This window comes from Streptomyces sp. NPDC052012 (assembly GCF_040689265.1).
GTDB lineage: Bacteria > Actinomycetota > Actinomycetes > Streptomycetales > Streptomycetaceae > Streptomyces.
Genome location: NZ_JBFAXA010000015.1, coordinates 147,624 through 172,374, shown reverse-complemented (window position 1 = coordinate 172,374; position 24,751 = coordinate 147,624). Strand labels below are relative to the sequence as shown.

At 72.2% G+C, this 24,751-nt stretch carries 19 protein-coding genes and 1 pseudogene; 7 read left to right on the top strand and 13 right to left on the bottom strand.

The features are described from left to right. Positions 1–194: 194 nt before the first annotated feature. Entirely contained in the window at positions 195–2,453 is a 2,259-nt protein-coding gene (locus tag AB0412_RS23515) for an ABC transporter family substrate-binding protein (RefSeq protein WP_366404530.1), read from the bottom strand. A 291-nt stretch (positions 2,454–2,744) separates the two neighbouring features. Between AB0412_RS23515 and AB0412_RS23510 the strand changes: the two genes are divergently transcribed. Genes AB0412_RS23510 through AB0412_RS23495 form a run of 4 tightly spaced genes read left to right on the top strand, consistent with a single transcriptional unit; the run spans position 2,745 to position 6,637 of the window. Further along, entirely contained in the window at positions 2,745–3,038 is a 294-nt protein-coding gene (locus AB0412_RS23510) for a hypothetical protein (protein ID WP_366404529.1), read from the top strand. Positions 3,039–3,093: 55 nt separating this feature from the next. Continuing rightward, a complete protein-coding gene (locus AB0412_RS23505) occupies positions 3,094–3,930 on the top strand; it encodes a hypothetical protein (protein ID WP_366404528.1) in 837 nt (278 codons plus the stop codon). Continuing rightward, complete coding sequence (locus AB0412_RS23500; RefSeq protein WP_366404527.1) at positions 3,930–5,864, top strand: fumarate reductase/succinate dehydrogenase flavoprotein subunit; 1,935 nt, start codon at positions 3,930–3,932, stop codon at positions 5,862–5,864. Before AB0412_RS23505 ends, AB0412_RS23500 begins: the two co-directional genes overlap by 1 nt. Further along, positions 5,861–6,637, top strand: coding sequence for a succinate dehydrogenase/fumarate reductase iron-sulfur subunit (locus AB0412_RS23495; RefSeq protein WP_366404526.1), 777 nt, complete (start codon positions 5,861–5,863; stop codon positions 6,635–6,637). Before AB0412_RS23500 ends, AB0412_RS23495 begins: the two co-directional genes overlap by 4 nt. Here the strand turns inward: AB0412_RS23495 and AB0412_RS23490 are convergent. The 12 genes and pseudogenes from AB0412_RS23490 to AB0412_RS23435 all read right to left on the bottom strand — a co-directional run bounded on the left by AB0412_RS23490 (position 6,629) and on the right by AB0412_RS23435 (position 21,426). Further along, positions 6,629–7,516 carry a class I SAM-dependent methyltransferase gene (locus AB0412_RS23490; RefSeq protein ID WP_366404525.1) on the bottom strand — a complete coding sequence of 296 codons (888 nt, stop codon included), beginning with the start codon at positions 7,514–7,516 and terminating at the stop codon, positions 6,629–6,631. The genes AB0412_RS23495 and AB0412_RS23490 overlap by 9 nt on opposite strands. Before the next feature lie 112 nt (positions 7,517–7,628). Beyond that, a complete protein-coding gene (locus AB0412_RS23485; RefSeq protein ID WP_366404524.1) occupies positions 7,629–8,762 on the bottom strand; it encodes a hypothetical protein in 1,134 nt (377 codons plus the stop codon). 63 nt (positions 8,763–8,825) lie between these two features. Continuing rightward, a complete protein-coding gene (locus AB0412_RS23480) occupies positions 8,826–9,368 on the bottom strand; it encodes a GNAT family N-acetyltransferase (RefSeq protein WP_366404523.1) in 543 nt (180 codons plus the stop codon). Between the two features lie 5 nt (positions 9,369–9,373). Further along, positions 9,374–12,034 carry a SpoIIE family protein phosphatase gene (locus AB0412_RS23475; RefSeq protein ID WP_366404522.1) on the bottom strand — a complete coding sequence of 887 codons (2,661 nt, stop codon included), beginning with the start codon at positions 12,032–12,034 and terminating at the stop codon, positions 9,374–9,376. Positions 12,035–12,281: 247 nt separating this feature from the next. After that, the gene (locus AB0412_RS23470; RefSeq protein WP_366404521.1) at positions 12,282–12,710 is read right to left on the bottom strand and encodes an ATP-binding protein; all 429 of its coding nucleotides are present in this window, start codon (positions 12,708–12,710) and stop codon (positions 12,282–12,284) included. A 154-nt stretch (positions 12,711–12,864) separates the two neighbouring features. Continuing rightward, entirely contained in the window at positions 12,865–13,290 is a 426-nt protein-coding gene (locus tag AB0412_RS23465) for a (deoxy)nucleoside triphosphate pyrophosphohydrolase (protein WP_366404520.1), read from the bottom strand. A gap of 38 nt (positions 13,291–13,328) precedes the next feature. Further along, positions 13,329–13,550: pseudogene (locus AB0412_RS23460) on the bottom strand (SPOR domain-containing protein); the annotation flags it as partial. 326 nt (positions 13,551–13,876) lie between these two features. Further along, positions 13,877–14,629, bottom strand: a complete 753-nt coding sequence (locus AB0412_RS23455; protein WP_366404519.1) for a GntR family transcriptional regulator — start codon at positions 14,627–14,629, stop codon at positions 13,877–13,879. Positions 14,630–14,776: 147 nt separating this feature from the next. Then, the gene (locus AB0412_RS23450; RefSeq protein ID WP_366404518.1) at positions 14,777–16,012 is read right to left on the bottom strand and encodes a DUF4190 domain-containing protein; all 1,236 of its coding nucleotides are present in this window, start codon (positions 16,010–16,012) and stop codon (positions 14,777–14,779) included. Between the two features lie 505 nt (positions 16,013–16,517). Further along, entirely contained in the window at positions 16,518–18,086 is a 1,569-nt protein-coding gene (locus AB0412_RS23445; protein WP_366404517.1) for a S8 family peptidase, read from the bottom strand. A 186-nt stretch (positions 18,087–18,272) separates the two neighbouring features. Then, positions 18,273–20,477, bottom strand: a complete 2,205-nt coding sequence (locus AB0412_RS23440; RefSeq protein ID WP_366404516.1) for a DEAD/DEAH box helicase — start codon at positions 20,475–20,477, stop codon at positions 18,273–18,275. A 118-nt stretch (positions 20,478–20,595) separates the two neighbouring features. Further along, on the bottom strand, positions 20,596–21,426 hold the full coding sequence (locus AB0412_RS23435; RefSeq protein WP_366404515.1) for an oxidoreductase: 831 nt from the start codon (positions 21,424–21,426) through the stop codon (positions 20,596–20,598). A gap of 91 nt (positions 21,427–21,517) precedes the next feature. On the opposite strand from AB0412_RS23435, the gene AB0412_RS23430 reads away from it, so the two are divergent. The 3 genes from AB0412_RS23430 to AB0412_RS23420 all read left to right on the top strand — a co-directional run bounded on the left by AB0412_RS23430 (position 21,518) and on the right by AB0412_RS23420 (position 24,710). Further along, positions 21,518–22,432, top strand: a complete 915-nt coding sequence (locus tag AB0412_RS23430; protein WP_366404514.1) for a LysR family transcriptional regulator — start codon at positions 21,518–21,520, stop codon at positions 22,430–22,432. A gap of 130 nt (positions 22,433–22,562) precedes the next feature. After that, positions 22,563–23,879: a phosphatase PAP2 family protein gene (locus AB0412_RS23425; RefSeq protein ID WP_366404535.1), complete on the top strand. Its 1,317-nt coding sequence runs from the start codon at positions 22,563–22,565 to the stop codon at positions 23,877–23,879. 102 nt (positions 23,880–23,981) lie between these two features. Further along, entirely contained in the window at positions 23,982–24,710 is a 729-nt protein-coding gene (locus AB0412_RS23420; RefSeq protein ID WP_366404513.1) for an SDR family NAD(P)-dependent oxidoreductase, read from the top strand. Positions 24,711–24,751 lie beyond the last annotated feature (41 nt).

The following is a 24,751-nucleotide window of genomic DNA, read 5'->3' as shown; positions in this document are numbered from 1 at the left end:
GGTGGTGTCCGCCCGCAGCGGCCGGCGCGTCAACACCCCCCGCTTCTCGAGTCGACCGATTCCGCGCCAGACCGAGGACGGACACCACCGCCCCGGCCCCGCCCCACCCACCGGCATGAGGCGCTACGCGCACCCCCACCGAAGCCGCACTGGCGCCGCAGGCACGCAACGCACACCCCCACCGAAGCCGCTCGTCAGGACGGACTCGGTCGCGCCGGACCCTGGGCGCCCTTCTTGAGGAAGCCCATGTCCTCGTAGAGCGGGGTGCGGAAGCCGAAGGCGCCTGTGTTGGAGAGGGTCTTGCGGGCCGCTACCAGTTGGGGGCGCTGGTAGAGGGGGATGGAGCCGGCGGCTGCCCAGATGCGGGAGTCGGCCTTGCGGAGCAGGGCGCTGCGCTCGGAGTCGTCCAGCGTCGTCATCGCCTGGTCGAAGAGCTGGTCCACCTGGTCGGTGCCGACGCGCGTGTAGTTCTGCTCGACGTTCAGCGAGCCGTCGGCGGCCGGCACCGGCTTCGCGTAGACCGGCCGGGCGTCCGTCGCCGGGTAGGCCGTGGCCGGCCAGGAGTACAGGGCCAGGTCGTACTCACCCGACGCGATGTGGTCCTTGAAGTAGCTCTCGTCGTCCACCTTGGAGATGTCCGTGCGGATGCCGATCTTCTTCAGCATCCGGGAGATCCGCTCGGCCACCGTGCGCAGCGTGTCCGAGCCGGGCCCGGCCGGGACGACGAAGCGCAGGGTGAGGGCCTTGCCGTCCTTGGCGAGCGGGGCGGTCTCGGCGTTGGCGGGTGCCGCGGTGCCCTTGGGGGCGTAGGCGCCGGGCGGGCTGCCCTGCTTGCGCTGCACCGCACCGTCGTGGGCCAGCTGCCCCTCACCGTCGAGGGTGGCGGACTCACGCGGCGCCTTGCCGTCGTCCCCGCTCTCCTCCTCCTCGTCCTCCCCGACGATGTACGTACCGTCGTCACCACCCTCGGACTCGCCCGACTCCTCCGAGGAGTCCCCGGAGCTCTCCGAGCCCTCCGAGTCCTCGGAGTCCTCAGAGTTCTCCGAGCCCGCCGCCTTCTCTCCCTTCTCTCCCTTCTCCCCTTTCTTCTGCTCCTCGACCGGCCCGCCCGGCACCCACCCCGCGTCGGCCAGCAGGGCCCGCGCCTCCGCCGTGTCCTGCTCACCGAGCGCCCCGCTGTTGTCGGCGTAGGCGGCCTGGCCGGACAGGGCGAGGTGGCTGCCGACCGGCTTCGCGGGCAGGCCGAGGGGCCCCAGGACCGCCTCGGCCAGCTCTTCCCGGTCCAGCGCGCGAGCCACCGCACGGCGCACCCGCTCGTCGGCCAGCGGCCCCTCGGCCCCGTTGAGCGCGAGCTGCGTGTACGCGGGCTCCAGCGACTTGCGGACCTCGTAACCGGCGAGCGCCCGCTGCTCGCGGGCGTACTGGTCCGCCGCCTCGCTGCGCTCCTCCCGGGCGGAGATCTCCTCGTCGGCGGCCTCCTCGTCGGAGCCGTTGGCGACCGCCCAGGAGCGCAGGGCATCGGCGGCGGACTTGTTGTCGCCGGGACCCATCAAAGGCTCGTTCTCACCCTTCGGCCGCGCGGCCACGCTGATCCTCCGGGCGGCCGTGGGGTCGATCTCGGCCAGGTCGATGTCGCCCTCGGCGAGCGCGGAGATCCGGTCGTCCCGCGGCACCGCCCGCAGCACGATCTTCTCCAGCCGCGCCGGATCGCCCCACCAGCGGCCGTTGCGCGTGAGGGTCACCTCGTCGTCGTCCCGGTCGACCTTCTTCACCTTGAACGGCCCGGCGCTGATCTTCAGCTTCGTGCGGGCCCCGTCGTTGAAGGCGTCCGGGCTGCCCATGACCTCCTTCGGGTACAGGGGCGTGAACAGCGACCTCCAGTCGGCGTAGGCGCGGCTGAAGGTGACCTTGACCTCGAGGTTCCCCTTGCCGCGCTCGATCTTCTCGATGCGGTCGTAGCCGGCGTTGCGGGCGGTCCAGTAGGCGGTGTCCTTGCCGGACAGGGCGCGCCACTGGGCCGCGAAGTCGGCGGCGCCGATCTCGCGGCCGTCGCTCCAGACGGCCTGCTGGCTGAGTTTGTAGAGGACGACCTGCTTGGGCTCGGTGTCGACGACCTCCGCGGACTCCAGGTAGTCGGCGTTGCGCACCGGCCGGCCGCGGCTGTCCATCCGGAACATCGACGGCAGGACCGCCTGGGCGATCCGGGTCGTGGTGGGGTCGGCGTCCGCCTGGAAGGTGTTCAGGGTGTCGGGGACGGTGTCCACGGCCCAGCGCAGGGTGCCGCCGTCGGCGATGTCGGCGCGGGCGGCGCGCTGGATGTCCGGTCCGGCGAGCGGCTTGCCCGCCGGGTCCTCGGAGCCGCATCCGGCCAGCGCGGTCACCGCGAGAGCGGCCGCGGTCAGGAAGGCGACCGAGCGCATGACCGCGCGCGGGCCGACGCCGTCGTGGGACATCTCTGGGTTACCTCCGGGAAGCCGCGGGCGTTACGATCACTTTTGGTGGTATTTGGAGCTCATCTGATGTATGCGGCCACTGAAGAGGAAAGGGTTCGGCAACCGAGAGCGACACGGCGGCCATGGGTGGGAAGCCCACCCGTGCGGCGCAACGCACCGTGCGATGCACCCATGCGCCTCGGCCAATCGATGCACATCCCTTCACAGCGCAAGGTGTGACGCGCAACACTCGCAGGCGCATGAACGTTGCCGCCTTGGGCCACGAAGGACCCGCGGAAGTGAGGGCAAGTCATGTCCGTGCACGACGAACTGACAACCGTCCAGCGGTGTCTCGACGACCTGATGCGGTCGGTGGGGCGCCTGGAGAAGCAGCTCGGCGGCGGTGGCCTGGAGATGCGCCGCGTCCGCGCCGACGCCAGTCACCTGCGTGAGAGCGTCGCGCTGCTGCGGGAGACGGCCGCCACCCCGGCCGGCGCGCAGAAGCGGCCCGACCTCGTCACCATCTCCGACACCCCGTACGACCCGTCGCTGTGGGTGGACACGGACGACGAGGGTCTCGGCGCCCGCGACCGTCACGCGCCCTGACCGCCCGGCGGGACCTCGCCGGACGCGCATTCCTGACCCCTAGCGGAGTGGACACGTGGCCACTGGTACGGAACCCCCCGACACCGAAACCCATCCCCGTCGCGGCGGCGTACGAGCCGGTACGCGTGCCGCGATCGACGCCCCGCACCTGCGCACCGACCGCTGGTGGCTGGCCCCGGCCGCCACCGCGGCCGGTCTGCTCGCCTTCATCGTCTACTCGACCTGGCGGGCCTTCGCGAACGCCGACTACTACGCGGCGCCGTACGTCTCGCCGTTCTACTCCCCGTGCCTCGCGGAGAACTGCGAGCCGATGAAGGCCGGCCCCAACTGGGAGATCTTCGGCAGCTGGTGGGGCATCTCACCGGCGATCATCATCCTGATCTTCCCGCTGGGCTTCCGGCTGACCTGCTACTACTACCGCAAGGCCTACTACCGGGGCTTCTGGGCGTCCCCTCCGGCCTGCGCGGTCGCCGAGCCGCACAAGAAGTACACCGGCGAGACCCGCTTCCCGCTGATCCTGCAGAACATCCACCGCTACTTCTTCTACGCGGCGATCCCGGTCGCGGGCATCCTCACCTACGACACCGTGCTCGCCTTCCGCGACGAGAACTACGAGTGGGGCCACATGGGCCTCGGCACCCTGGTGTTCCTCGTCAACATCGTGCTGATCTGGGCGTACACGATCTCCTGCCACTCCTGCCGGCACATCGTGGGCGGCAAGCTCAAGCACTTCTCCAGGCATCCGGTCCGCTACCGGATGTGGCAGTGGGTCGGCAGGCTGAACGCCCGCCACATGCTGCTCGCATGGGCCTCCCTGGTGAGCGTGGCGCTCGCCGACCTCTACGTCTATCTGATCGCGTCCGGTGTCTTCGAGGATCCGAGGTTCTTCTGATGTCCGTGGTCGACCGGCAGGAGTGGGACGTCGTCGTGGTCGGCGCGGGCGGCGCCGGACTGCGCGCCGCCATCGAGGCGCGCGAGCGGGGCGCCCGTACGGCCGTGATCTGCAAGTCGCTGTTCGGCAAGGCGCACACCGTGATGGCGGAGGGCGGCATCGCGGCTGCGATGGGAAACGTCAACGCCGGGGACAACTGGCAGGTGCACTTCCGCGACACCATGCGCGGCGGGAAGTTCCTCAACCAGTGGCGGATGGCCGAGCTGCACGCCCAGGAGGCGCCCGAGCGGGTGTGGGAGCTCGAGACGTGGGGCGCGCTGTTCGACCGGACGAAGGACGGCCGGATCTCGCAGCGCAACTTCGGCGGCCACGAGTACCCGCGCCTGGCCCACGTCGGCGACCGCACGGGCCTGGAGCTGATCCGCACCCTCCAGCAGAAGATCGTCGCGCTGCAGCAGGAGGACTTCCGGGAGACCGGGGACTACGAGTCCCGGCTGAAGGTCTTCCAGGAGTGCACCGTCACGCGGGTGCTGAAGGACGGCGAGCAGGTCAGCGGGGTCTTCGGCTACGAGCGGGAGTCCGGGCGCTTCTTCGTGCTGGAGGCGCCCGCCGTGGTGATCGCGACCGGCGGCATCGGCAAGTCGTTCAAGGTGACGTCGAACTCGTGGGAGTACACCGGCGACGGTCACGCGCTGGCGCTGCTCGCGGGCGCGCCGCTGCTGAACATGGAGTTCGTGCAGTTCCACCCGACGGGCATGGTCTGGCCGCCTTCGGTGAAGGGGATCCTGGTCACCGAGTCGGTGCGCGGTGACGGCGGGGTGCTCAGGAACTCCGAGGGCAAGCGGTTCATGTTCGACTACATCCCGGACGTCTTCAAGGACAAGTACGCGGAGTCCGAGGAGGAGGGCGACCGCTGGTACGACGACCCGGACCACAACCGCCGCCCGCCCGAGCTGCTGCCCCGCGACGAGGTGGCCCGCGCGATCAACGCCGAGGTGAAGGCGGGCCGCGGCTCCCCGCACGGCGGCGTCTTCCTGGACGTGTCCACGCGGATGCCGGCCGAGGTCATCAAGCGGCGGCTGCCGTCGATGTACCACCAGTTCAAGGAGCTGGCGGACGTCGACATCACCGCCGAGCCGATGGAGGTCGGGCCGACCTGTCACTACGTGATGGGCGGCATCGCGGTCGACTCCGACTCGGCGGCGGCGCGCGGCGTGCCAGGGCTGTTCGCGGCCGGTGAGGTCGCGGGCGGGATGCACGGCTCCAACCGGCTCGGCGGCAACTCGCTGTCCGATCTGCTGGTGTTCGGCCGCCGGGCCGGCTGGCACGCGGCCGAGTACGCCGGTGAGCGGGCCGGGGCGAGGCCCCGGGTGGACGACGTGCAGGTGGACACGGCGGCCGCCGAGGCGCTGCGGCCGTTCTCCGCGGAGGGCGAGGTACCGGCCGAGGGCCCGCCGGAGAACCCGTACACCCTGCACCAGGAGCTCCAGCAGACGATGAACGACCTGGTCGGCATCATCCGCCGCGAGCCGGAGATGAAGCAGGCCCTGGAGAAACTCGCCGAGCTGCGGGTACGGGCCCGCCGGGCCGGGGTGGAGGGGCACCGGCAGTTCAACCCGGGCTGGCATCTGGCGCTGGACCTGCGGAACATGCTGCTGGTCAGCGAGTGCGTGGCGCGGGCCGCGCTGGAGCGCACCGAGTCGCGCGGCGGGCACACGCGTGAGGACCACGCGGCGATGGACCGCAAGTGGCGCAACGTCAATCTGCTGTGCCGGCTGACCGATCCCACGGGCGGCCTCGCGGCCACCGACCCGGTGCGCGGCCAGATCGCCCTGACCCGTGAGACCACCGAACCCATCCGCCCCGACCTGCTCGCCCTCTTCGAGAAGGAGGAGCTGGTCAAGTACCTCGCCGAAGAGGAGCTGTACGAGTGAGCAGCTACGAGGCCCGCTTCAAGGTGTGGCGGGGGGACGTGCAGGGCGGCGGCCTGGAGGACTTCGCGGTCGAGGTGAACGACGGCGAGGTGGTGCTCGACATCATCCACCGCCTTCAGGCCACCCAGGCCCCGGATCTGGCCGTGCGCTGGAACTGCAAGGCCGGCAAGTGCGGTTCGTGCTCGGCGGAGATCAACGGACGTCCCCGGCTGATGTGCATGACCCGCATGTCGGTGTTCGAGCGGGACGAGACCATCACCGTGACCCCGCTGCGGGCCTTCCCGGTGGTCCGTGACCTGGTGACGGACGTCGGCTTCAACTACACCAAGGCACGGCAGGTCCCGGCGTTCGTGCCGCCGGAGGGGGTCGGTCCTGGCGAGTACCGGATGATGCAGGAGGACGTGGACCGCTCGCAGGAGTTCCGCAAGTGCATCGAGTGCTTCCTGTGCCAGGACACCTGCCATGTGGTGCGCGACCACGAGGAGAACAAGCAGGCGTTCGCCGGACCGCGGTTCCTGATGCGGGTGGCTGAGCTCGACATGCATCCGCTGGACGCGGCGGAGGAGACCGGCCTGGACCGCAAGCGCACGGCCCAGGACGAGCACGGTCTCGGCTATTGCAACATCACCAAGTGCTGCACGGAGGTCTGCCCCGAGGGCATCAAGATCACGGACAACGCGCTGATCCCGCTGAAGGAACGGGCGGTGGACCGCAAGTACGACCCGCTGGTGTGGCTGGGGAACAAGATCCGGCGCAGGTCCGCGTCATCCTGACGCCCTGGCCCGCAGATAGCCCGAGCGGGCCACCTTCCCGAGGAAGGTCAGGCGGGTGTCGGTGGCCATGTGCTTGTCGAACGCCTCCTTGATGCCGGGCCACTTGGGGTCGCCGAAGTCGTCGAGGACGACGATGCCGCCGGGGGCGACGATCTGCTCGGCCCACTCCAGGTCGGCGGCGACCCCGGCGGCCGAGTGGTCGCCGTCCACGATGATCACGCCGTAGGACCGGTCGGAGACCTGCGCGCGCACCTCCGGGTCCTCGGAGAAGCCCCGCTGGATGCGAGCCGCGGTGCCGGCCTCACCGGCGAGGGCGAGGTTGGCGCGCACCGCGGCCTCGCGCACCGGCGTGCCGGTCGGGTCGGCGGTGGTCTTGGTGCCGGGCTGGAGCTGCTCACCGGCGAGCGGGTCGACGATGGTGAGCCGCGGGTCGTGTCCGGCGCGCTGCATCATGCGGATCAGGCCGGTGCCGAACATGCCGTACAGGGTGCCGATCTCCAGGATGTCGTCGTTCGGCGGGTCGAGCAGCGGCACGGCGGAGAGCTTGCCGCAGATGTTCATGGTGCCGCCCGCGATCCGGCCGACACCGAGCGCCTCCAGGGCGACGAGCAGCCGGAATGCCTGGGCGATGTTGCGTTCCGCGCCGTCGCGGTCGCCGGTGACCTTGGCGAGCTCGGCGACGGTGCGTTCGAGATGGGGTGGGGAGGGCAGCCGGGAGATGCCGCGGCCGGTGCCGTCGAAGAAGAACTCCAGGGGCCGGCGGTCGTCGCGCAGATTCGTGAGTTCCCGCCTGACCTGGCGCTCGATGCGCTGGTCGATCAGGCCGAGGATCGGACGCAGGCCGCGCCGTGCGACCTTGCTGGTGAGTAGCGCTCGCATGGGTCGGTATTCCTCACGGACGTAGGAGTAACGGACCGTAGGGGGCGAACGGGACGACAACAACAAACAACGGGTCGCTGTCGGGGAAAGCTCCGATGACGTCTGGGTGCCGTCAGGGTTTGCCCACCCAGTCCTTCCGGTACGCCGCCCAGTCCGCCTCCTTGGCCGCGAAGTCGACGTAGAGGGCGACGCCGAAGCCCGCGCGGTCGGCGTCGGTGCGGGACAGACCGAGACGGACGCCGCGGACGGCCGCGGGGACCGTCTCGGCGTGACCCCAGTGGCTGAAGTCGCTCTCGTAGAAGAAGGGCAGGCCCATCAGCAGGTCGGTGCTGGGCGGGGTGACCTCCAGGGCGAGGGAGGTCTGCTGGGCGACGTAGCCGCCGTAGGTGCTCTCCAGGGGCTGCTTGGTGTCGTAGGACATGAGGGCGATCTGGTCGACGCGGCGGGCGACCTGGCCGAAGAACTCCTGGGACCACCACTTGGGGTGACCGGTGAGAGTGCCCCACACGGAGTGGAAACCGGGCAGCGGGTCGATCTGGTGGGCGGCGACGGACAGGGGAACGTCGCGGGAGCGGGTCTCGCGGTGCAGGGCGTCGAGGAGCGTGAGGAAGTGCCGGTCGCCGGAGTGGAGGGGCTCCAGATCGAAGTGCACGCCGTCGTATCCGGCGTCGAGGACCTGCCGGGTGGAGGTCAGGATCGCGGCCCGTGACCCGGCCCGCTCCAGGTGCAGCCCCTCGGGGTGCTCGGGGGCGACGACGTCCCCCAGCCAGGCCTGCACGCGGACGCCGGGCATCTCCCGGTGCACGGCGTCGATGAACCAACGGGCGCGGGGGTAGGCGGACTCGGGCAGGGTGCCGTCGTGCTCCAGCGGTCCGGAGTGGACGTACAGATCCCGGACGCCGGTGTCACGCAGCCGCCGGGCGAGCGCCTCGACGTCGGCGTCCTTCTTCCGCCCGTCCACCCAGGCGTGTCCGAGCCAGAGGGCGTCACGGTTGCGGGTGCGGGTGCCGTCCGCGGGGTCACCGGTGTTGTTGATCCACAGGGCGGTCTCGGCGACGAGAAGCGGGACGATCAGGAGGAGGACGAGTCCGAGCGCGGCACGCCGGCCCCACCGCACCCAGGGCCTGCGGCGCTTGTCGTCAGCCGCCGGGCCCGCAGAACCCTCCGGGCCCGCCGAACCCGCCGATCCCTCCGAGGGGTTCTCGCCCTGACCGGCCGCCTGTTCCTGTGACTCCGTAGCCGTCATCCGGGACCCCCTCGCAGCTGATGTTGCCGGGGAGGACGACGATCAGGGGGACGCCGGTTGCGATCAGCCGTTCGAAGGTGCGCGCCGGATGTGCAGGTGGCCGGCCTGGGGAAAGGCGGGCGGGGCCGCGGGGAGGACGTCCTTCAGCTCGTAGCCCGCCTTCTCGGCGACCCTGCACGAGGCCGTGTTTCCGGCCTGGTGGAGGAGGCCGAGCCAGGTGAGTCCCCGCTCGGCGTAGGTCGCGAACGCCCAGTCGGTCAGCGTCCTCAGGGCGCGCGGGGCGACGCCCCGTCCGCGGGCGTGCGGCGCGGTCCAGTAGCCGACTTCGGCGCAATCGGCGCCGGCAGCGGCGCGTTTGACGACGACATGGCCTGCCAGGCGGCCGTCGGCGTCCTGCACGGCGAAGGCGAGCCGGGTGCCCGTCTCCCAGCCGCGCAGCTGCCCGGCCACCCAGGCGGCCGCGCTCGGCTCGTCGTGTACCGGAGCGCTCGTCCAGCGGCGCAGGGACACGTCCTGGTACAGCTCGGCCAGCGCGGGTGCGTCCGCGGGGCTCCAGGGGCGCAGGGTGAGGCCGGGTGCCGTCAGGCGGGGCTGGGGTGTGTGCATGGGCGTCAGAACAGGCTCAGCAGGGCTTCCGCCGGGTCGGTGAGGCCGGTGTCGCCGCCCGGGAGGGGGAGTTCGAACCAGACCGTCTTGCCGCGCGGCGTGCGGCGGGAGCCCCAGGCCGCGCTGAGGAGTCCGACGAGCTGGAGGCCGCGGCCGCCCTCGTCGGTGTCGCGGGCGCGGCGGCGGCGCGGCTGGACCAGGCCGGAGTCCCAGACCTCGCAGACCAGGGTGCGGTCGAGCAGGAGGCGGAGTCTGATCTCGCCCTCGCCGTAGCGCAGGGCGTTGGTGACCAGTTCGCTGACCAGGAGTTCCGTGGTGTCGACGAGGGGCTCCATGTCCCAGCTGAGGAGCTGGGCACGGGCGTACTCGCGGGCGCGGCCCACGCTGCGCGGCTCGCGCGGCAGGGTCCAGTCGCCCACGGAGTCGGCGGGCAGCCCCTGGACGCGGGCCATGAGCAGGGCGATGTCGTCCTCGCCGTGGTGGGTGTCGAGGGTGTTGAGGACGTGATCGCAGACGTCCTCCAGGGGGCGGGCCGGGTCCGTGAGCGCGCCGACGAACGCCTGGAGGCCCTCGTCGAGGGGGTGGTCGCGGCTTTCGACCAGTCCATCCGTGTAGAGCGCGAGCAGGGCGCCTTCGGGCAGTTCGACCTCGACCTCCTCGAAGGGTTCCCCGCCGACGCCGAGCGGCATGCCGGGGGGCACGTCCAGCATCAGCGCGGACTCGCCGGGTTCGACCAGGACGGGCGGCAGGTGGCCGGCGTTGGCGAAGGTGCAGCGTCTGGTCACCGAGTCGTAGACGGCGTAGACGCAGGTCGCCAGGTAGACCTCGGAGAGGTCGGCCTCGCGGGGGCGGCGGGCGGCGCGGGTGGCCTGCTGGACGCCTCCCGCCGAGCCGAACGCCTGCGAGGGCCCTCCGGGGGCGCCGAGGCCGCGGGCGATCTCGTCCAACTGGGAGAGCACCTCGGCCGGTTCGAGGTCCAGCTGGGCGAGAGTGCGCACCGCGGTGCGCAGTTCGCCCATCGCGACCGCCGCGCGCAGGCCGCGGCCCATGACGTCGCCGACCACCAACGCCGTGCGGTGACCGGGGAGTTCGATGACGTCGAACCAGTCGCCGCCGACCTCGCTGGGCCGGCCGGTCGCCGCGTTGCCGGGCAGGTAGCGGCAGGCGATGTCGAGGCCGGAGGCCTCCGGGTCGCCGGGCGGGAGCAGGGACCGCTGCAGTATCAACGCGCGTTCGTGCTCGCGCCGGTACAGGCGGGCGTTGTCGATGCAGACGGCGGCCCGCGCGGCCAGTTCGACGGCGAGGGCCCGGTCCCGGTCCCCGAACGGCTCGCTGCCCTTGGTCCGGGCGAACTGCGCGAGCCCGACGACCGTGTCGTGGGCGACCATCGGCACGGCGAGCGTGGACTGCACGAGCCCGCCGTCCTCTCCGGGGACGATCTGCGGGCGGGCGGTGCGCAGGGCGTCCGCGCAGGGCGAGTTGAACGGGTAGTGGTGGACCGCGCCCAGCTTCACGGGCTCACCGGTCCCGCTGAACGGCCCGTCGGACACGGCGCTGGCGAACGCGACCCTGCGTACCTCCGCGCTGCCGTCGGCCAGTCCGGGCGGGGTCTCGTCACCGGCCAGCAGCCCCTGGTACAGGTCGACGGTGGCCAGGTCGCAGAAGCCGGGGACGACCACGTCGAGGAGTTCGCGTGCGGTGGTCTCCAGGTCGAGGGAGTTGCCGATGCGGGCGCCGGCCTCGTTGAGGAGGGCGAGATTGCGCCGTGCGGCGGCGGCCTCGCGGGCGGCGGCGCGGCGGGCGGTGATGTCCGTGCCCAGCCAGGCGATCCCGATGGGGCGGCCGGTGCCGCTGTGCACGCGGTAGAGGTTCACGGACCAGTGGCGGCGCTCGTCGGAGCCCGGCACGAAGCCGGTGACGTGCATGTCCGTGATGGAGTCGCCGGTCTCCAGCACCCGGCGCAGGGTCGCCGCGACCCGCTCGGCCTCACCGCGCGGCAGATAGTCGTGCACGCCCTTGCCGCGGTGGTCGTCGGGCGTGCCGCCGAAGATGGACGCGAACCGCTCGTTGGCGCGGCGCACCCGCAGGTCGGTGTCGATCAGCAGGAAGCCGAAGGGGGATTGGCCGAATATGGCCTGCGAGGCGGCGAGGTCGGTCTCGATGCGGCGCAGGGTGCGTACGTCGACGACGATGCAGACGGCGGCCCGCTCCCCGTCCTCGGTGCGCGTCGGCATGACGTACACCTCGGCGAGGCCGGTCTGTCCGCGTCGGAGCTCCGCCGTCCCGCCGGTCTCCGGCACCCGGAAGGGCACCACTCCGGTCCACTCGCGGCCGTCGAGGATCTCGGCCATCTTGCGCTGGCCCTGCTCGCGCCGGTGCGGGTCGACGAAGGCCGCGATGGGGTCCATGCCGACGGCACGGTCGGCGGGGATGCCGAAGAGCTGCTCGGCGCGCAGGCTCCACTGGTCGACCAGCCCGTCCGGGCCGATGGAGAAGGAGGCCACCTTGATGTAGTCGTACATGGAGCCGGGTGGGCTGCTCTGCCACATCGCGTCGGCGGATTCGGCATCGCCGCCGGGCCCCGGCACCGGGCCGCCCACGGCATCGGTCGTCGCGCCGTCCGACGGGTCCTCGGACTCCGTGGCCTTCGCTGGTATCTCGCTCACGCGAACCGTCCCCTCCAGCTCACCGCGTCCGGCACCGGTCACCGGGGGCGGCTGCCCGCAGTATCCAGCACTACGGCGCCGCACAACACGGTGTTCACGATCACAGCACGGTCCCGATGCTTTTCGGTCCGCGCCGTGAGAACACTCCCAGTCTTCTAACCAGCGGACACGTCGTCGAATCCCCCTCTTCGGCAACCGCCGCAGGCCCGAACCAGCCGATCGACAGGCGGGGCGTGCGCGTACACCGTCAGGTGGGCACTCCGAGTTCGAACCACACCGTCTTTCCGGCGCCGCCGGGCCGGGTGCCCCAGCGGCGTGAGGCGGAGGCGACGAGTTGCAGTCCGCGTCCGCTCTCGTCGTCGGGGCGGGCGACGCGCTCGCGCGGGAAGTCCGGCAGCGGGTCGGAGACCTCGACCAGGAGGACTTCGTCGAGGGCGGTGGGGCGCACGAGGCGCACCTCGATGGGACCGGTGGCGTGCCGCAGGGAGTTGGTGACCAGTTCGCTGACCAGCAGGGCCGCCAGATCGGCCAGGCGATCGAGGTCCCAGCCGTGCAGTTGGGCGCGGACGGCGGAGCGTGCGGCACGCACGGCACCCGGCTCCGCGGGGAAGCTCCAGGCGGCACGGTCGCCCTCGGTCTCGATCACACGGATCACTTCCCAGGCGAGCGAGTCCACCCCTGTCCGGTTTCGTGGGGTTAATGGGCACATACCCGATATCCGGGGCGGATTACCGCCCGCAGGGCGCATCGCAGCGCACGGGACGCGCGGGGGCTCGCGCGCCGCACCGGGCAGTGCTTCGGTGCACCCGCGGCTCTTCCGCCGGAAGCCCTCAAGGGTCCCGCCGCCGCGGGGAGGCGGCGGTGTCGTGGGTGAGGGTGGCCTCGACGGCCGGGATGTCGTGGTCGAGCCAGTCGACATGCCAGATCTCGGCGGGGGTGAGCCAGCGCAGTGCGTCGTGGTCCTCGAGTGGGCGGGGGGCGGCGGATCCGGGGCGCAGGGTCGCGGTCCACACGTGCATCACGTACGGGGGCCTCAGCGGCCACTCCCCCGGCACGCGCTCACCGGCCTCGGCGTCGACGCCGAGTTCCTCGCGCAACTCCCGTACGACGGCCGCCTCTCCGGTCTCCCCCGGCTCGACCTTTCCCCCGGGCAGCTCCCACCGCCCGGCCAGCTCGGCCGGTGCGCTGCGGCGCGCGGCGAGCAGCCGCCCCTCGTGCCACAGGGCCGCGCCGACCACCACGATCCGCTCGCTCATGCGCCGGAGCCTACGGGAGACCGGTGACCGGCCGGGGCTCAGCCCGCGCCCGTGCCGTTCTGGCCGATGCGCTCGACCCAGTACAGCTGCTTGTGCCCGCGGCTGTCGAGGCTGTCCGCGATCTTCTGCGCCTCGGCGCGGGTCGCGTACCGGCCCACGCGGTAGCGATTGCCGTTGTCGTCCTGCCGCACGACGAGCCAGGGAAGAGTGACCGTGCCGTCGTTCATCGCGCCCCTCCACTTCCCGCCCGCGGCCTGTGCCGCGCCCCGCCCGGTAAGGAAACCGCAGTCCGCATATGCCCGAGCCTACGCCTTACCTTCACGCAGCGAATACGCCTTTTCACAAAGAGGTACGCAACCAGCCAGAACGCAGGGGGCGCACGGTGGTGAACGCGCCGCGCACGCCCCTCGACGCATCCGGTCAGCGGCACACCGCCCCATGCACCCGGGTCCGTAGCGACCTGCGATCGACCTGCGAGAACGACCGGATTGCTACGGCGCGGGGTCGTTCCCGGCCGGGCGAGTGCGCCGGCGCCCTGCCGCACGCGGGGCGCGCGAAAGGGCGCGCAGCAGAAGGGTGACGTGAGCTACTTCACCGGCAGGTGATACGACGCCCGGTACCGGTCCGCGGGGATCACCACGTCCGCCGTCTCCACCGGGCGGCCCGACGCGAAGTACGTCCGCTGGATGACCAGGACGACATGGCCGGGGACCCCGCCCAGGAGGGCCAGTTCCTCGGCGAGGCCGGGGCGGGCGCCGACCTCCTCGGTGACGTTGTCCACGATCACGTCGATGGCGCGCATGCGCTCGACGACGCCCATGCCGCCGAGCGGCCCCTCCTCGGGCAGCATCACCGGCGTCCGCCCGGTCAGCGCGAGCGGCTCCCAGGAGGTGGAGAGCATCATCGGCTCACCGGCCTCCCGGAACAGGTACTTGGTGCGCATCACACGGTCACCGGGCTCGATGCCGAGCCGCTCGGCGACGGCGCCGTGGGCCTCGGTCTGCTCGCTGCTGGACTCCCAGGTGCCGCGGACACCGGCGTCGGCCTGCTCCTGCCGGAAGGGCGTGGCCCCCCGCTCGGGACGGAAGCCGGAGCGCGCGATGCGCCGGGGCACCGGCCGCTCGCGGACGTACGTCCCCGAACCGGAGCGGCCCTCGACGAGGCCCTCCGCCATGAGCACCTTGCGGGCCTCCAGCGCGACCGTGTCCGAGACGCCGTACTCCTCGCGGATCCTCGCCTGGGAGGGGAGGCGGGTGTGCGGTGGCAGCAGGCCGTCGACGATCTTCTTGCGGAGATCACCCGCGACACGCAGGTACGCCGGCTGCTCACCGAATGTCACTGGCCGCTCCCATCAGGTTGTACAGACAGCAACAGCGTGGCAACCGAGGGTTCGGCCAGGCAAGCAAAGGCCAGAGAATCACTCGATGTGATGACATGCGCCGGGGGAGGCGTTTACGCAGGCACTTTCTCCCCGCTGTGGCGGCCCTCACACCTCGATGGCCCCGCCTCCCCCTCCGCGCTCGGCGTCCCTCTCCGCTTCCGGCGGGGTGGTGGCCAGGCCCAGAGCCTTGCGTGCGGTGACCGACTTCCGGGCGTCGAGGAGGGCCCAGCCCTTGTCGTAGTGGTCGTAGTAGGTGTCCAGGTCCGTGGCCCCGGCGGCCGCCGTCCACTCCTCCTCGGCCTTCTCCAGCTCGCCGGCCAGCTCCGCGAGCGGCCTCCGGGCGTCGCCCGGCCACGGATGCGCACGCAGCGTCCCGGTCTGCTCGGCCAGCGCGTCGGCGACCTCGCGCGCCCACTCGGTGTGGTCCGCCAGTTCCTCGTCGGAGGGCTCCGCCACCGGTGCCTTCTCCATGGCCGTGTTGAGCCCCTGGGCCGCCTCGAGATAGGTCACCTGGTGCGTGTCGAGGGTGGTCTCGTCCCGGCGCAGGGATCCGGTGAGCCTGGTCTTCGCGTCCTGGTGGCCGAAGACGCAGGTGATCTCGCGGTCGCCGTAGCGCCAGCTCTGCCGGGACGGCACGAGGTAGTACACGGCCACGTCGTCCGGCAGGGCCCAGCTGTCCATGACGTAGGCGTCCTGGAGGGCGTAGCACCGCTCGTCGGCGAGATCGGTGAGCCGGTCGTCGCCGGGGTAGGCGCCGTCGGGCCGGGTGAGGACGGCGAAGACCTCGCCGTCGTGCGCCCTCGCGCAGGGCACCGTGGTGGCCTCGGTCGCCCAGCCCTCCAGACCGCCGGGCGAGTTGAAGCAGTCGCCCTTGCGCAGCGCGAGCACGCTGTCGGCGCGGGCGCCGTCCTTGAAGCCCTGCCAGACGTCGGCCGCGACGCCGGTGGACAGCGACACCACCCACAGCGCGAGCCCCACGGACGACAGCACGGACCCGGCGACGGCCATCCCCCGGCCCCGCTCGCCCCGCCGCCGGATCTGCCGCAGCGCGATCAGCCCCAGCACGAGCCCGACGGCCGGCAGGAAGCAGAGCACACCGAGGACGAGCGAGGCGATCGCGACCCCGTTGACGGCCGCCGGGGGGCGCGGGCCGTAGGGCCCGTAGAGACCGTACGGCGCGAATCCCGGCGCGGCGGCATAGGGCAACTGGGGTGGCGAGTAGGCGCCTTGGGGCTGGGGCTGGGGCTGGGTGTGGTGCTGAGGCCGGGCAGCCGGGTACGGGCCCTGGAGGCCCTGCGGGTCCTGCGGGTGCTGGGGCCCGGAGGGCGGAGGTATGGACACGAGTACCGTGCTCCTGTTTCGGCTGCGGGCGACGCGACGACAAGACGGGACGACAAGACGGGACGACAGGACGGGACGACAGGACGGGCAGGGGACGGCCGACGTGCGGCTGGCCGCATCGTAAGCGCGGGAGGATCGGGGGAGACACCGGGGTGGCGAACACGACGGTCCGGGCGGTGCGGGGACGGCGGCCCGGCTGCGGGTCCGCGACGCATGGCGACGGGAACTCCCGGACGCGACACACCGCGGGCTCCCCTCCGACGCGGGTGCCGCCCGGACAGCGCTCGACGCGTGGGCGAGCGAGTCGTTCGGACAGAGCCGTGGCCCGAACGCCGGTCGCCCCGGCCCCCGACACGGACCTGGCGCTTGCGAGCGCGGTGGTGCCGGGATTCCTCGCCGTGCACCCGGGAGACGCGCCTCGTCCTCGCGGCGGGCTGGGTCACGGACCCGGGGCCCGTCCGCGAGGACGAGGGTGATGAGGGTGTGTCAGTGGGCCGGCGTCAGGTCAGAACTGGAGGGCCCAGCTGTTGAGGCGGCCGGTGTCCCAGGTCGCGTTGTCGCTGACCCGGAGCTTCCACGTGCCGTTCGCCGTCTCCGAGGAGGCGTTGACCGTGTACGTGGTCCTGATGTTGTCCGAGCTGCCGCCGGTGCCGTACGCCTTCAGCGTGTAGGCCGTGCCGTCGGGGGCGATCAGCTGGACCCGGAGGTCGCCGATGTAGGTGTGGGTGATGTCCACGTCGACGGCCAGGTCGGACGGTGCGTTGCCGGCGACTCCGGTGACGGTCACCGGGGACTCGACGGTGGAGTTGTCGGCGATGGCCGCGCCCTCGGTGTTCTCGAAGCGGTCACCCGGAGGCGGCGTGGTGCCGCCGTCCCCGACGTACAGCAGGCGGTTGGGCGAGCCGGTGCCGGGGTTGCCGACGACGCCGGTGGTGGCGGCGGAGGTCAGCGCGGAGGAGACCTGGGCGGGGGTGGCCGAGGGGTTGTCGGCCAGGTGCAGGGCGGCGGCACCGGCGACGTGCGGGCTCGCCATGGACGTACCGGAGATGGTGTTGGTGGCCGTGTCGCTGGTGCGCCAGGCGGAGGTGATGGAGGAGCCGGGCGCGAACAGGTCCAGCACCGAGCCGTAGTTGGAGTAGCTGGCGCGGGCGTCGCTGGAGGTGGTGGCGCCGACCGTGATCGCCTCGGTGACGCGGGCCGGGGACTTGGTGGAGGCGTTGGTGGACTCGTTGCCGGCCGCGACGACGAAGGTGACGCCGGAGGCGATCGCGTTGCGGACGGCCGTGTCGAGGGCGCTGTCGGCGCCGCCGCCGAGGGACATGTTGGCGACGGCCGGCTTGACGGCGTTGCGCGCCACCCAGTCGATGCCGGCGACGACCTGCGCGGTAGTGCCGGAGCCGGAGTTGTCCAGCACCCGGACGGCGACGACCTTGGCCTTCTTGGCGACACCGTAGGCGTTGCCCGCGACCGTGCCGGCGACGTGCGTGCCGTGGCCGTGGCCGTCCTGGGCGGTGTTGTCGTTGTCGATGGCGTCGTAGCCGTTGGAGGCCCGGCCGCCGAAGTCGCTGTGCGTGATGCGGACGCCGGTGTCGATGACGTACGCGGTCACGCCCTGCCCGGCGGAGTCCGGGTAGGTGTACGAGCTGTTGAGCGGCAGGTTCCTCTGGTCGACCCGGTCCAGGCCCCAGGAAGGCGGGTTGGGCTGGGTGCCGGTGATGCGGAAGGTGCGGTTCTGGATCACCGAGGCAACGGCCGGGTCGGCGGCGAGACGTTTCGCCTCGGTCTCGGACGCCTCGATCTCGTAGCCGTTGAGGGCCTTGGTGTAGGTCCGCTCGATGTCGGCGCCGTACTTCGCGGCGAGCGCGCGACCCTCGGCGGAGCCGGCCTTCGTGCCCTTGAGGGTGATGACGTAGCTGCCGGGTACGGCGTTCGCGGCGCCCTCGTACTGGATACGGCCCTCGGCGGCCGTGGCGGCCGTGGCGGGGAGGGCGGAGACGAGGCTCGCGGTGAGGGCCGCGGTGGCCGCCGCGCCGATCGCGGCCAGTCTTCGCCGGGTGCTGCGGGCGTGACGCATGAGGGGTCCTCCTCAGTCGGTGGTGCGTGTGGGGTGGTGCACGCCGAGCTGGCCACTCCCTTTCCGCCATACAGGTCATGACCATGACAAGCGGGAGCGGCACGTGTGCGTCAGCCGAAAGATTGAGGGTTCCACAGGAATTGCACAAGGGCCCTGCACGAACGAAACAGAGCCGCCATGCGGCCGTCATATGCGGGCGGTGCCCGCGGCGTTGCCTGCCAGCCGCTGCTGCTCCTCCTCGACGATGCGGCGGGCGAGCGCGGCGTCGGACACGTCCACGGCGTCCGGGGTCGCCTCCGCGGTGTCGCTGCGCCGGGCGTAGGCGTCGAACAGGCGGCGCTTGTTCTCCAGGATGTGCAGCAGCCGCTCGTCCACGCTGTCGGCCGCCAGCAGCCGGTGCACCTGGACCGGGCGGGTCTGGCCCATGCGGTGGGCGCGGGCCACGGCCTGGTGCTCCAGCGTGGGTTTCACCTGTGGTTCGCACAGCACGACCACGGACGCTGCCTGGAGGTTGAGCCCGACGCCGCCTGCCTCGATCTGCGAGAGCAGCACGGCGGGACCGCCGGCGCCGGTGAAGTCGTCGACCAGCTGCTGTCGGCGGGCGGCCGGCACGGAGCCGGATATGGGGCCGAGGACGGGTGTCCGCGCGGTCGTCTCCCCGAGCACCTGCGCCACGGCGGCCAGGACGTCCCGGAAGTACGAGAACACGACCACCTTGAGCCCGTTGTCCGCCGCCTCCTCCACGAGTTCACGCAGCCGCTGGAGCTTCGCGGACTTCTCCGGATCGGCGTACGCGGCCCGGCGCATCGCCATGAAGTTCCCCTCGGCGACGGCCGCGCGGTAGGCGTCCTGGTCGGCGGCGCTGAACTCCTCCCACTCGTCGACCTGGAGCAGCGCGGGCAGTTCGGTGAGCACGTCCTGCTGGTTGCGGCGCAGGTAGGCGGGCGCGACCGATGTGCGGAACGCCTGCGGGCCGGCGACCGCGTCGCTGCGCCGCACCGCGGGAACCAGGTCGGGGCGCACATGACGCAGCAGCGCGCGGAACTCCTCGACGCGGTTCTCCATCGGCGTGCCGGTCAGGAACAGCACCCGCTCGCACCGACCGGCCCACACCGCCACGGTGCGGGCGCGCCGGGTGTCGGGGTTCTTGACGTAGTGCGCCTCGTCGACGACGAGCAGGGCGGGGGCGCTGCCCTTGGAGGTGTCCGGAGCGGGGAGGGTGTGCAGGACGTCGAAGGTGGTGACGGCGACTCCGCCGCGCTCGCGCCACTGGGCGTACGCGTCCTGCCGGTCCGGGCCGTGCACGGGCAGCGCGCGCAGGGTGCTGCGGGCGCGGATCTCCCGGGTCCAGTTGATCAGCACGCCGGCCGGGCAGACCACCAGGAAGCGGCTGTGCCCCTCGGCCGCGAGGTGGGCGAGTGCCGCGACGGCCTGGACGGTCTTGCCGAGCCCCATCTCGTCGCCGAGGATCACCCGGCGCTGGGCGAGGGCGAAGCGGGCGCCGAAGGACTGGTAGCCGCGCAGCGAGACCCGGCGGTGGGTGTCGTCGAGCGGCTGGGCGTGCACCCGCTCGGCGACCTCGGAGGGCAGGAAGCCCTCGCCCGCCGCGACGTCCGTGCGGTGCTCGGAGATCTCGGCGAGCTGGCTGTAGTACTCGGCGGAACGCAGCTCGAAGTCGACCCACGCCTCGATCTCGGAGACGGGCGGGCGCAGCAGGTCGGTGGTGGCCTGGGCGAGCAGCAGCCGCAGGTCGCGTTCCTGTGCGTCACGGACGATCTGCTGCAGCTCGGCGACCGCGGCGAGCGCTCGCGTGCGTCGCTTCCGCCCGGCGAACACCATCCGCAGCCGGCCGGCGGCGGGCCTGGCCACCGGCAGCAGCGCGCCGAGCCGCTCGTCGAGCCGCGCGGCGGCGTCCAGGGCGCGGCGCAGTTCGGGACCGGCCTCGACCAGCCGGTGCAGGGCGACGACGAGGGCGGTGGTGCGGGGTTCGGGACGGTCGACGTCGATGCGGACGGAGACGGTCTCGGCGACCGCGCGGGCGATCTGCCGGGCGGCGGCGAGCGCCCGGTCGGCCGTCTGCTCCCCGACCCCGGGCAGCTGCCGCAGTTCGTACCGGCTCGCCTCGTGCACCGCGCGCACGGACGTCATTCCCGCGGCCTCCATCGCCTGGAGCCGCAGGCGCCCCTCGGTGACGTCCTTCAGCCGGCCGACGGGGATGGACTCGAGCTCCTCGGCGACGAGCCGGTCCCGGATCGGAGCGAGCGCCAAGCGCACGGCGTCCAGGGCACGGTGATGATCCTCCCGCAGGGCGCGGGCCGCCCCGTACAACTCGCCGGCCTGCGCGCACACCCGGCGCACCCCACGCCCGGCCTGCGGCCCCTCGGTCGCCATCACACCCCCCGGCCCGGAATCGGCAGCTCGATGAGAGGGCCATCGTGGCACGGAGGACTGACAGAGCGGGGCCGCAGGACGAGGGGCGGGGGCGGGTGGCGGGGAGCGGGGAGGGGGCTCAGTCGTCGAAGGCCGTCGCGCGGGTCTGCTTCTCCCAGGCCACGACCTCCTCGCGGACCTGGTCGAGGTGGGCGAGGACCGCGGTGACGCCGTCGTCGCCGAGCGGGAGGTGCAGCGGGGTCCGCTCCGCCCGCAGGGCCGTCAGAATGAGGGCCGCCGCCTTGGCGGGGTCGCCCGGCTGCGTGCCGTCGCCGCCGGTGACGAAGCCGCGGGTCTCGCCGACCTTGGCGTACACGCCGCTGTCCGCGCTGATCCCGGCCCTGCTGGTGTCGAACAGCCCGGTGCGGAACGAGCCCGGTTCGACGATCAGCACCTTGATCCCGAAGTCCCGCACCTCGTCGGCGAGCGCCTCCGACATGCCCTCCAGGGCGAACTTGGTGGCGCTGTACGCCCCGAAGCCCGCGAAGGACATCTGCCCGCCCATACTGCTCATCTGCACGATCGCGCCGGACCGACGTTCGCGCATGTGCGGCAGCACGGCCCGGGTGAGGGCGGCGGGCCCGAAGACATGAACGTCGAACAGGTCGCGCAGCTCCGCCTCGGTGGTCTCCTCGAAGGCCCCGACATGCGTACGGCCCGCGTTGTTGACCAGGACGTCGATACGCCCGTACCGCTCCACGACGTCCCGTACCGCGGCCTCGGCGGCGGCGGTGTCGGCGACGTCCAGGCGCAGCGCCTCCACCTGGTCGGGGTGGGCCGCGACGAGGTCGTCGAGCGCCTCGGGGCGGCGGGCCGCGCCGACCACCACATCACCGTCGGCGAGGGCCGCCTCGGCGATCGCCCGCCCGAACCCGCTGCTCGCACCCGTGATCAGCCACACCTTGTTCATGACGGCTCCTCGCGTCTCGGTTGCCCTTCGGTTACGGGAACCACCCTGCCGTGGCGCCGAGTTGCCCGTCCAAGACCCACGCTGATAACCGATGGCTATGACGAGGGACGTACACGTACGAGACCTGCGCTACTTCGTGACGGTCGCCGAGGAACTGCACTTCACACGCGCCGCCGAGCGCCTGTATGTGTCCCAGCCCGCCCTGAGCAAGCAGGTGCGCGCGCTGGAGCGGCAGTTGGGCACCGAACTGTTCCGCCGCGACCGGCAGCAGGGCGTGGCCCTCACCGCGGCCGGTACGGCTCTGCTCCCGCACGCCCGCCGTGTGCTGGCGGCGTGGGAGCAGGCCGCGGCGGAGGTGGAACGGGCGCGGGCGGCCCGGCGCAGCACGCTGGTGGTGGGCATGAGCACCAGCCCGGGCCGCGGCGGCCTGCTCCCGGCGATCCGTTCCCGGTTCACCGCGGCGCGTCCCGACGCGGTGGTGCGGATGCGGCAGATGACCTGGGAGGACCCGACCGCCGGCCTGGCGAACGGCGAGGTGGACGTGGCGTTCGTCTGGCTGCCCCTGCCCGGTGCCGATCGCTATGACGTGACGGTCGTCGCCGAGGAGCCCCGCCTGGTCGCCCTCCCCGACACCCACCCGCTCGCCGCTCGCACCGACCTCAGCCTCGCGGACCTGGCCGACGAACCGTTCCTCGCCCTCCCCGCGAGCGCGGGCGTCCTGCGCGACCACTGGCTCGCCCTCGACGAACGCCCCACCGGTCCGCCCCGCATCGGCGCGGAGATCGCCGGCACGGAGGAGACGTACGAGGCACTGGTGGCGGGTCTGGGGGTCTGCTTCGTCGCGACCGGCAACGCCCCGCTCATCACCCTCGGCGGCATCACCACCCGCCCGGTCCACGACCTCTCCCCCACGCGCTACGCCCTGGCCTGGCGCAAGGAGGACGCTCACCGTCCGCTGGTACGGGCGTACGCCGATGCGTGCCGGGAGGCGACGGGGCGGAAGTAGCGGGACCGCACCGACGGCTCACAGCGACCCCTTAGCATGTTCGAACTCACGACCATCGACTGGTCATCTGTTCTTCACGGGGGCGCAACAATTGAGACCCGCACGAGCCCGCATATCCCCACGACGGGCGCTGCTGTGGACCACGGCCGGTGTGGCGGCGCTGGCCTTCCTGCTCACGATGGAAGTCGCCGCGCGCCGCTACGGCACGGCGGGACCTCTCACCCTCCAGCTCCAGGAACTGATATTTCCGCCCAAATCGGGACCCCGCCTCTACGCCGGCCTGGCCCTGACATTGGTGGTGCTCACCTGGCGGCAGCGGTTCATCGCGGTGGGCACCGCGCTCGTCATCGACCTCGCCTTCCTTCTGGTGCGGTGGGCGATCGGCGCCGAGACGACCCTCGCCGACGGCAACTTCGGCAACGGCGCGCTGTGGGTGATCGTGGGCATCGCGGGCATCGCCGTCATCCGCCGGACCGGCCCCGAACGCGCGCTGCTGCTGAAGGGCGTAGGTCTCGGCCTGCTGCTGATGGCCGGCCAGAAGGCGGGCGACACCTGGCTCCTCATCACGTCCAAGACCCGTGCGACGGTGCTCGACGAGTACGTGGTCACCGCCGATCACGCGCTGGGTGACCCTTCGTGGCTGGCCGGCCGGATCGTGGAGGCCACCGAGCCGGTCAGCACGCTCGTCCTCCACCTCGTCTACGGTCAGCTTCCGCTGGCGGCGGCCCTCGTCGCGCTCTACCAGCTGCGCCGCGTGGCGGTCGAGCGCCGCTTCCCGAGCCATCACCTGGTGCGCACCTTCCTGGTGATCGGCCTGATCGGACCGGGCATCTACATGATCTTCCCGGTCGTCGGCCCGGTGTACGCCTTCGGCGCCGACGGCGGCGCCTGGGCGACGGCCCACCTGTGGCCGAACACGCTCCCGCCGCTGGACGTCCCGCAGCCGATGCCGTTCGACGAGATCACCCCGCGCAACTGCATGCCCAGCCTGCACACGGCGTGGGCCGTCACCCTGTTCATCCACTCCCGCAAGGGCTCACGGCCGATGCGCTTCGCGGGCACGTTCTGGCTGATCGGCACCCTTGGCGCGACCCTGGGCTTCGGCTACCACTACGGCGCGGACCTCGTCGCGGGCGTGGTCTTCGTGCTCACGATCGACGCGGCGATGCGCGCGAGCGCCCTCGGCTGGGACCGCTCCGGCATCCAGCTGGTCACGTACGGCGCGACGGTCTTCACCGCGCTCCTGCTGTCGTACCGCTTCCTGCCGGTGCGGATGGCCGAACACGCGTGGGCCTCCGGCCCCTTGGTCCTCCTGGCGATGGCCTCGGTCGTCTACGGCTACGTACGGGTCACCCGGCGGTGGGAGCGGAAGCCCGCTCCCACCGCCCCTCCGGAGCCGGAGGCCGCGGGGCCGCAGCCCGCGGGCCCGCAGGCCGAACTGGTCTGATCGCTCGGACGGCGAGCAGCGAGTCGCCGGCACGGCGCTCACGCATCGCCCGGTACGCTCGGCGGCCTGGTCGAGAAAGACGGCAGAGCGAAGGGAGGCCCCGTGAGCAGGGTCCTGGTGACCGGTTCCGCGGACGGTCTCGGACGCGCCGCGGCGGACGCCCTGCTGTCCGCCGGGCACGACGTGATCGTGCACGCCCGCAACGAGCGGCGCGCCGCCGCCCTGGACGCGCTGACCGACCGCGGGGCGCACCTGGTGGTGGGCGACTTCGCGGACCGCGACGCCGTACGGGACATGGCCGCGGAGCTGAACGACGCCGAGCCGCTCGACGCGGTCGTCCACAACGCCGGCGTGTGGAGCGGCCCTGCGGTCATGCCGGTCAACATCATCGCCCCGTACCTGCTCACGGCCCTGCTCCCCGCACCGCGCCGCCTGGTGTACCTGAGCAGCGGCTCGCACTTCAGCGGGCGCCCCACGCTCGCCCGCGTCGACTGGCAGGGCAGGAGCGCCGGCTCGTACGCCGACAGCAAGCTCTACGTCACCGCCCTCGCCGCCGCGGTGGCCCGGCTGCGCCCCGGGGTGCTGAGCAACGCCGTGGATCCGGGCTGGGTCCCGACCAGGATGGGCGGACCGAACGCGCCGGACGATCTGGAACTCGGCCACCGGACCCAGGAGTGGCTCGCCGTCAGCGACAGCCCCGAGGCCCGCACCACCGGCGGTTACTGGTACCACCGCAGGCGGCAGCAGCCGCATCCGGCCGTCCACGACGAGGACTTCCAGGACCGTCTGCTGCGGGCGCTGGCCGAGGAGACGGGCGTCGCGCTCAGCTGAAGCACGGGGCCTGCTCGCGAAGGAGCAGACCCCATCTGACC

Coding starts and splice junctions, on each gene's coding strand:
- AB0412_RS23515 (WP_366404530.1), bottom strand. CDS start 2,453: ATGTCCCACGACGGCGTCGGCCCGCGCGCGGTCATGCGCTCGGTCGCC.
- AB0412_RS23510 (WP_366404529.1), top strand. CDS start 2,745: ATGTCCGTGCACGACGAACTGACAACCGTCCAGCGGTGTCTCGACGAC.
- AB0412_RS23500 (WP_366404527.1), top strand. CDS start 3,930: ATGTCCGTGGTCGACCGGCAGGAGTGGGACGTCGTCGTGGTCGGCGCG.
- AB0412_RS23490 (WP_366404525.1), bottom strand. CDS start 7,516: ATGCGAGCGCTACTCACCAGCAAGGTCGCACGGCGCGGCCTGCGTCCG.
- AB0412_RS23485 (WP_366404524.1), bottom strand. CDS start 8,762: ATGACGGCTACGGAGTCACAGGAACAGGCGGCCGGTCAGGGCGAGAAC.
- AB0412_RS23480 (WP_366404523.1), bottom strand. CDS start 9,368: ATGCACACACCCCAGCCCCGCCTGACGGCACCCGGCCTCACCCTGCGC.
- AB0412_RS23465 (WP_366404520.1), bottom strand. CDS start 13,290: ATGAGCGAGCGGATCGTGGTGGTCGGCGCGGCCCTGTGGCACGAGGGG.
- AB0412_RS23445 (WP_366404517.1), bottom strand. CDS start 18,086: ATGCGTCACGCCCGCAGCACCCGGCGAAGACTGGCCGCGATCGGCGCG.
- AB0412_RS23440 (WP_366404516.1), bottom strand. CDS start 20,477: ATGGCGACCGAGGGGCCGCAGGCCGGGCGTGGGGTGCGCCGGGTGTGC.
- AB0412_RS23435 (WP_366404515.1), bottom strand. CDS start 21,426: ATGAACAAGGTGTGGCTGATCACGGGTGCGAGCAGCGGGTTCGGGCGG.
- AB0412_RS23430 (WP_366404514.1), top strand. CDS start 21,518: ATGGCTATGACGAGGGACGTACACGTACGAGACCTGCGCTACTTCGTG.